This is a genomic window from Mesorhizobium sp. M1E.F.Ca.ET.041.01.1.1 (genome assembly GCF_003997355.1).
In the GTDB taxonomy this organism is placed as follows: domain Bacteria; phylum Pseudomonadota; class Alphaproteobacteria; order Rhizobiales; family Rhizobiaceae; genus Mesorhizobium.
On sequence record NZ_RZSL01000334.1, the window covers coordinates 1 to 6,864 of the forward strand.

Consider the following 6,864-nt stretch of genomic DNA (forward strand, 5'->3'; position numbering starts at 1 on the left):
CCCGAAGCCCGGCGAGGAATGGGCGATCGAGCCGGCACCGCTCTACGATGCGCCGTTCTGGCTAGGCTCGAATAAGCTAGGCGGCAAAGTTGCACTGATCACCGGCGGCGATTCCGGCATCGGTCGCGCGGTCGCGGTGCTGTTCGCGCGCGAAGGCGCCGATGTCGCCATCGTCTATCTCAGCGAGGACCGCGATGCCAAGGCGACGAAAGCGGCGGTCGAGGCCGAGGGCAGGCGCTGCATCACGCTGCGCGGCGATGTCGCCAGGCGCGCCTTCTGCCGCAAGGCCGTCGAAGAGACCGTGAAGAAGCTCGGCGGGCTCGACCTGCTGGTCAACAACGCCGCCTTCCAGGTTCACTCGGCGGACTTCGCCGATCTCACCGAAGAGCATTTCGACACCACGCTGAAGACCAATCTCTACGGCTATTTCCACATGGCGCAGGAAGCCGTGCCGCACATGAAGCCGGGCTCGGCGATCATCAACACCGGCTCCGTCACCGGCATCGAGGGCTCCAAGGAGCTGGTCGATTATTCGATGACCAAGGGCGGCATCCACGCCTTCACCCGTGCGCTCTCCGGTAATCTCATCGGCAAGGGCATCCGCGTCAATGCGGTGGCGCCTGGTCCAGTATGGACGCCGCTCAACCCGTCGGAGAAGGAGGCCGGGGACGTCGCGCAGTTTGGCGCCAAGACGCCGATGAAGCGCCCCGCCCAGCCGGAGGAGATCGCGCCGGCCTATGTATTCTTGGCTTCGCCGCAATGCTCAAGCTACATCACCGGTGAGATCCTGCCGATCGTTGGAGGTTACTGAACCCATGAGGAGGATCCCATGCAGAAAATTCTTCTCATCATGGCAGCCGTTATGATGTCGGTGCTGCCGGCGGTCGCCCAGACGGCCGATCAGCCGATGGACCAGCAGCTCATCCCCGACTTGCAGCAACTAGGGGACTGCCAGGCCAAGCCCGACACCAAGGAGCCGCAGCAGAAGCCGCAGGCCGCCACGAATGAACTGTCGGAAACGCTCGACAAATGCGGCGGTGTGCTGAAGCCGCCGCCCACCGGCGACAAGAACACCACCGTTCCGCCGGCCGACAACAGCCAGATGCCGATTATCGAGCCTGATGAATTGCCGCCGCAAAACCCGAAGTAAGGACGGCCAACCGGACTGGCCCGGAACTTTTGCCAGGCGCGCGAGTTACCGGACAGTTTCCCGAGCTTCGTGTTACTCCCGAAATTGCAGCCCCGGTCCTCTCGGCCGGGGCTTCTTTTGATCTCGGCGCTGGCCCACCCCCTGCCGCCTGTCCGGAACCATCCCGACCGCGATACCAAACCGCGTGTCGGCGGCGAGGTTGCCACATGATCGTTGCCAGCAGCTTGATCACGGTGCTGGTCTCGGGGTTCCGGCGGCGGAGACGGAGGTGACGCTGCTTGGCGGCGATCCGAGGCTTGGCCTTTTCTCGGTCACGCTGCCCTGGCGCTCGTCCCCACGCTTTTCGATCTCGTAGGAAAGCCAGCGGCAAAACATGCCGACGATCGACGTGGCGGCGCCGCCGAGCAGGCAGGCAATCAACAGCGGACTTTTCGATGCGCTCTCCCAACTGACGGTCGCCAGCAGGATCACGCTTGCCGTCGAGATTGTATAGCCGATGCCCTTGAGCAGATGCCGCGACGATCTGGTCATGCTGATGCCCGCCTTTCAAGTGGAACAGCCAGCAGTGACCGAAGTTCCATTCCGCAATGCCAAGGTAGCCGCCAGCCGGCGGATACGTCCTGCCGGTGGCGCGATCGGCCCCCTTGCGGGCTCAGCGCTTCTGTTTTCCGTTGTCTGGCGACTTGAACCCTGACGTCACATGCGCCTCGCGCATTATCCGCAGGGCTTCGTCAGGGGTGAGGCCGCATTTGCGGGCAAAATAAATCGCTTCGGAGGCCTCTGATCGCGAGGCTGTGGCGAAAACGGACAAGGCCGTTCTCGATTTCTTCTTGGCCATCGGTTCACCGTGCCATGAATCACTTAGTCAGCTAACATAGCCTCATTGTCCGGAAATCAAAATCCCTTGCTTTCCGGTCGGCGGACACTACCAGCCTTGGCGCCTCGCCCAGTCGTCGATGTCGCGACGGATACGGTCCTTCTCGATGCCGTAGCGTTCCTGGATCTTGCCTTCGAGCTGGTCGCGCTTGCCGGCGATGCGGTCGAGGTCGTCGTCGGTGAGCTTGCCCCACTGTTCCTTGACCTTGCCTTTGACCTGCTTCCAGTTTCCTTCGACGCGGTTCCAATCCATGGCGCGAACTCCTTCGTTTTGCACAAGGAGCTAACGGCGGCGCTGCACGGAGGTTCCTGCCTTTGCCGAACGCCGGAATCGGGATTTGGAAGGGAACATTTAGGCGTCGCTGATGTTCCTCTTGCACCATGGCGCGCAGTCCCAGCATCCGCGCGAAATGTGCGCTGTCGGACCGGGTATCCAGAGCCCGATCCAGCCCGTCTCGGCCCTCTCCCCGCCGAGGCGGGCTTACAGGTTGATCGAGGTGAACATGCTCCACCGGGCAGCGAAGATCGCCAGGCAGGCCCATCGCGGCCAACTGGACAAGACCGGCCGACCCTATATCGAACATCTAAGGCGCGTTGCCGACGCCGTCGAAACCCACGACGAGAAGACCGTCGCTTACCTGCACGACGTGATCGAGAAAGGCGAAGGCTGGTCGCTGAACAGGCTGGAGGCGGCCGGCTTCGGATTGCGGGTGGTCGTGGCGGTCGATGCCCTGACCAGAAGGATGGACGAGAGCGAGCAGGCCTTCATCTTTCGCGCAGCCTCGAACCCGCTGTCGCTGCCCGTCAAGAAGGCGGACCTCAAGGACAATCTCTGGCAGGCGTTTCAGGCGGGCATCGCCCCGACCAAGTACGAGGAGGGCCTGCGCTTGCTGGGCGAGTTGAACGGCCACTAAAGCGCGTCGCGGCGAATTCGGGCGACGCGCTTGTGCAATTCAGCCTTTCGGATCCAAATGAAGCAGATCGATCGGGGAACCCGGCAGCCGTCGTTGGTCGAGTGCCTTTTCCAGATCGTTGCGCCTGTCGCCCGGCCAAGCGTCATTGAGGTCGAGCGCGGTGAGAACCTGCTCGTCGAACTCGATCGGCGCGCCGTAGATCTGGGCCACCTGCATGACCAAATCTTCGATATCCTCGCGGGCGAAGTTCTCTTCGAGGTTCCGGAGCCTGATCTCTTCCGACAAGCTGATGATATTGACGATCCCGTTCGCTTGCAGGGCCTCCTGGACCTTGCGGTGGGCATCATCGCGCATCTGGTCGGGAAATTCTCGTTGCATCGGAAAACCCTCCTTTCGCGGACGGTTTGTCCCTCTGTTCGCACCATGCGCCCGTATCGGGCGAATAGCAATAGGAAAATGTAAAAATTCATAAATAAAACAAATAGTTAGCATAGTATCACGAATGTGATTTCGTGGTATCACCCGCATCGTTAGGGTCATCCGCCTTTTGCCTATCGAGCAACCTTGACGTTCTGCGTGCTGTTTCCCATTTTCACTCATAGTGAGACACATACTCATTCCTGGTATTGGTCTCTTGGGAGGCTGAAGTGGCTGAGTTGGAGCGACCGCAGCGGCTGCAGATCATGTTGACCGAGGAGGAACTGGCGGCAGTCGAGAACTGGCGCTTCGACAAACGAATGCCGAGCCGTTCCGCTGCCGTACGCGAGCTTTTGCGCCGGGGTCTCGCGGCGGAAGGTTTCCTGACCGCCGAGACCGGCGTCAAGTCGCAGGACTTCGGTGTGCTGTCGCCGACCGCCAAAGGCGACGAAAACCCCGATCGCTCCGAGACTTAGAGCAAGATGGCATCTCATCTTTTCATCTTTTGCGGGTTGTTGTCTTGATCCGCAAGTGCGCTAACTAACGCCTTGGCGCAATCCAGGGGCAGGGAACAGTGAAATCCGGGGGCAGGGCATCACAAATCAGCAACGCCGATGCGCGGCTGGCGGCCATTGTCGATTCCTCATTCGACGCCATCATTGGCAAGAATCTGAACAGCATCATCACCGACTGGAACCACGCGGCCGAGCGCATGTTCGGCTATAAAGCCGAGGAGGTCATCGGCCAGTCGATCCTGATGCTGATCCCCGAGCGCCTGCAGGACGAGGAAAGTGACATTATCGGCCGCATCCGCAGGGGCGAGGGCGTGGCGAGCCTCGACACGACGCGAAAGCGCAAGGACGGCTCGCTGATTGCTGTTTCCATCACGGTTTCGCCGATCAGGAACCTTTCCGGCCAGATTGTCGGCGCGTCCACGATAGCTCGCGATATCACCGCCTCCAAGGAAAGCGAGCGCCGCATCCGGCTCCTGATGCGTGAGGTCAACCATCGCGTGAAGAACCAGTTCGCGGTCATCCTGTCGATGGTCCGCGAAACCAGCAAGCGTTCGACCGATCCCGGCGAGTTCGAGGAGATGATCCGTGCGCGCATCATGGCGCTGTCGCGCTCGCACGATCTTCTGGTCACTTCGGAATGGGCGGGGGCGAGCCTCTTCGATCTCATCCAGGAGCATCTGAAGCCGTTCGGCCATGAGGAGCGCATCTCGCTCTCTGGCCCGCTGCTGACGCTGCAGTCGAACGCCGTGCAGAATCTCGGCATGGCCTTCCACGAACTCGGCACCAATTCGTCGAAATATGGCGCGCTGGCGGGTGAGGGCGGCAATGTCGAGATCACCTGGACGGTCGACACCGGCCCGGAGGCCCGGCGCCGGTTTCACCTTGTCTGGCAGGAGGCGTTGAACCACCCCGGCGGACAGAGCGAGACGAACGAGTCCACACGAAAAGGCTTCGGCACGGTGGTGCTGCAGCGCGTGGCGCCGCAATCGCTTGGCGGAACCTCCAGCCTCGAACGCTCGCCCGGCGAGCTGAAATGGTCGCTGACGGCGCCGCTCGAGGCTATCGTCGTCCCGCAGCTGGGGGCGGAAGGCGAAGGCGACTTCAGCGTTTGAGAGGTATTTGCCGTCTGGCACCGGGCAGGGCGCAAGCCGCGGTTGCCGGCTCGCGTCCTTGCAGCTTCACAAAACGTAATTATATCAATGAGTGAGCGTGCAATGTCCACGCGAAGTGAGTTGCTTTGGTCAAGCTTCATCCATGGAGGTTGTCATGGCAATGATGGAAGCGAGAAAGAGCATGGACTGGATCACTCTGGTCCTTGCGATCTGCCTGTTCATCTCACCCTGGGTCATCGGATTCACCGCGGTAATGGTGCCCGCGTGGAACGCCTGGATTGTCGGCGTTGCGCTCGGCGCTCTGGCGCTCGCGACGCTTTCGGTGTTCGCAGAATGGGAAGAATGGGTAAATATGGCCCTCGGGCTCTGGCTGATCGTGTCGCCCTGGCTGCTGGGCTTTGCGGCCGACACGAATGTGATGGCCACGCATGTCGTTCTCGGCGTGCTGGTGATCGCGGCATCGGCCTATGCCGTCTGGGACTTCCGTCATCCCCACGCGCATGCGTGAGCGGTGACTGAGCGGGAGCCCGCCGCGCAAGCGGCGAGCTCCTTTGATTTTGACAGTGGGGCATTGGGTGGTTGCGGCGGCTTCACGCATTGCTGCAACCGGAAACCTTTTCGCGCATTCTTGGGAATGGCCTCGATGCTCCACCCCGATAAGCCTGCCAAATGCTGCTCCTATTGCGGTGGCCGCGACCATGATTTCGAGGAGTGCCCGAAGCGCAAGGCCGATGCGGAAAAGGAAGAGGTAGCGCGGGACGGAACTCGTCACGAGGATCTTCAGCCTGGCCCGGAGGTGACCTCCGAATACCTACCGTAGCGTTCCTTCGCGCTCTGTCCCGCCGACGTCTCTTTGATCTTTGCCGCCGTGACTTATGTCAGCGCATGCGCCGCGGCGTCGGCGAACGAGATATCGCCCTTGATCTCGCGCATCGCCATCGAGGTCACGGTGCGGCGCACGCCGGGCAGCCGGCTGAGTTCCTCGCGCAGCATCCTGTCCAGCGCCCTCATGTCGACGGTGACGATCTGCAACAGATAGTCGGCCTCGCCGGTCGTGGCGTAGCAGCGGCGGATCAGCGGATGCTTCTTCACGGCCGCCTCGAAGGCGTCCGAGACCTCAAAGTCGATCGACACCTGGATGAAGGCCTCGATGCCGAAGCCGATCGCCGCCGGATCGATGCGGGTGGAATAGCCGCGGATGGCGCCTGCATCCTCAAGTGCCTTCACCCGTTTCCAGCACGGCGTCTTGCTCAGGCCAACCTCTTCGGCTAGTTCGCCGAAGGAGATGCGCGCGTCGCGTTCGAGGGCGGCAACGATTTTGCGGTCGACGGCGTCCAGCATATTTCGTTCTCCAAAACTCTATAAAAGGCGATGAATTGTCCTTCGATTTCGCCGAATTGGATAACAGAAAGGAACAATGTTCAAGCCGAAAGCGCTATTCTTTGGGCATCCGTCGAACATGCCCGTGCGAGGAGGATGAGCCATGGACAAATCGGACTATCACGCCCGCATCGAGGCGCCCGAAATGCGCGACTACGGCGTTTATCTCAAATGCGACCAACTGCTCACCTGCCAGAAGCCGCTCGCCGAGATGGTCAACGCCGACGAGTTGCAGTTCCAGATCGTGCACCAGGTCGAGGAGCTGTGGATGAAGCTCATCGCCTACACGCTGGTCGACGTCCTCGATTATCTGGAGAGAGAGGATACGCATCGCATCGTCACGCTCATGGGCCGCGTGCACCGGCTGATGCGCATGATGACGGCGCAGCTCGACCTGCTGGAGACCATGTCGCCCAAAGAGTATCAGCAGATACGCCTCGAGCTCGGCAATGGCAGCGGCCAGGAGTCGCCGGGCTTCAAGCTCATCCTGCGCCTGCCGC

13 protein-coding genes are annotated in these 6,864 nt (G+C 61.3%); 8 read left to right on the forward strand and 5 right to left on the reverse strand.

The features are described from left to right. Both EOA38_RS23545 and EOA38_RS23550 read left to right on the forward strand, forming a co-directional pair. Positions 1–811 (forward strand): SDR family oxidoreductase (locus tag EOA38_RS23545; RefSeq protein WP_127300365.1); only part of this gene is annotated, 811 nt, incomplete at its 5' end. 18 nt (positions 812–829) lie between these two features. Continuing rightward, positions 830–1,150, forward strand: a complete 321-nt coding sequence (locus EOA38_RS23550) for a hypothetical protein (protein ID WP_126094523.1) — start codon at positions 830–832, stop codon at positions 1,148–1,150. 228 nt (positions 1,151–1,378) lie between these two features. Here the strand turns inward: EOA38_RS23550 and EOA38_RS23555 are convergent, their stop codons facing one another. The 3 genes from EOA38_RS23555 to EOA38_RS23565 form a co-directional block, all read right to left on the reverse strand. Further along, entirely contained in the window at positions 1,379–1,681 is a 303-nt protein-coding gene (locus tag EOA38_RS23555) for a hypothetical protein (RefSeq protein ID WP_126094522.1), read from the reverse strand. Positions 1,682–1,802: 121 nt separating this feature from the next. After that, positions 1,803–1,988 carry a hypothetical protein gene (locus EOA38_RS23560; RefSeq protein ID WP_126094521.1) on the reverse strand — a complete coding sequence of 62 codons (186 nt, stop codon included), beginning with the start codon at positions 1,986–1,988 and terminating at the stop codon, positions 1,803–1,805. An 87-nt stretch (positions 1,989–2,075) separates the two neighbouring features. After that, positions 2,076–2,279, reverse strand: coding sequence for a CsbD family protein (locus EOA38_RS23565; protein ID WP_126094520.1), 204 nt, complete (start codon positions 2,277–2,279; stop codon positions 2,076–2,078). 250 nt (positions 2,280–2,529) lie between these two features. Between EOA38_RS23565 and EOA38_RS23570 the strand changes: the two genes are divergently transcribed. Continuing rightward, a complete protein-coding gene (locus tag EOA38_RS23570) occupies positions 2,530–2,940 on the forward strand; it encodes an HD domain-containing protein (protein WP_189350723.1) in 411 nt (136 codons plus the stop codon). A 39-nt stretch (positions 2,941–2,979) separates the two neighbouring features. Here EOA38_RS23570 and EOA38_RS23575 read toward each other — a convergent pair whose 3' ends face one another. After that, on the reverse strand, positions 2,980–3,294 hold the full coding sequence (locus EOA38_RS23575) for a hypothetical protein (RefSeq protein ID WP_126094519.1): 315 nt from the start codon (positions 3,292–3,294) through the stop codon (positions 2,980–2,982). 293 nt (positions 3,295–3,587) lie between these two features. Here EOA38_RS23575 and EOA38_RS23580 point away from each other — a divergent pair, with 293 nt between their 5' ends. The 4 genes from EOA38_RS23580 (at position 3,588) to EOA38_RS39300 (ending at position 5,804) form a co-directional block, all read left to right on the forward strand. Then, positions 3,588–3,833 carry a hypothetical protein gene (locus EOA38_RS23580; protein ID WP_126094518.1) on the forward strand — a complete coding sequence of 82 codons (246 nt, stop codon included), beginning with the start codon at positions 3,588–3,590 and terminating at the stop codon, positions 3,831–3,833. 98 nt (positions 3,834–3,931) lie between these two features. After that, positions 3,932–4,984, forward strand: a complete 1,053-nt coding sequence (locus EOA38_RS23585) for a PAS domain S-box protein (protein WP_126094517.1) — start codon at positions 3,932–3,934, stop codon at positions 4,982–4,984. A gap of 154 nt (positions 4,985–5,138) precedes the next feature. Next, entirely contained in the window at positions 5,139–5,492 is a 354-nt protein-coding gene (locus EOA38_RS23590; protein ID WP_126094516.1) for an SPW repeat protein, read from the forward strand. 135 nt (positions 5,493–5,627) lie between these two features. Next, positions 5,628–5,804 (forward strand): hypothetical protein, encoded by a 177-nt coding sequence (locus EOA38_RS39300; RefSeq protein ID WP_189350123.1) that lies wholly within the window; start codon positions 5,628–5,630, stop codon positions 5,802–5,804. A gap of 53 nt (positions 5,805–5,857) precedes the next feature. Here the strand turns inward: EOA38_RS39300 and EOA38_RS23595 are convergent, their stop codons facing one another. Further along, positions 5,858–6,325: an Lrp/AsnC family transcriptional regulator gene (locus EOA38_RS23595; RefSeq protein ID WP_126094515.1), complete on the reverse strand. Its 468-nt coding sequence runs from the start codon at positions 6,323–6,325 to the stop codon at positions 5,858–5,860. A 142-nt stretch (positions 6,326–6,467) separates the two neighbouring features. Here EOA38_RS23595 and EOA38_RS23600 point away from each other — a divergent pair. Further along, the coding region (locus EOA38_RS23600; RefSeq protein ID WP_245480900.1) for a tryptophan 2,3-dioxygenase family protein at positions 6,468–6,864 on the forward strand (397 nt) is incomplete at its 3' end.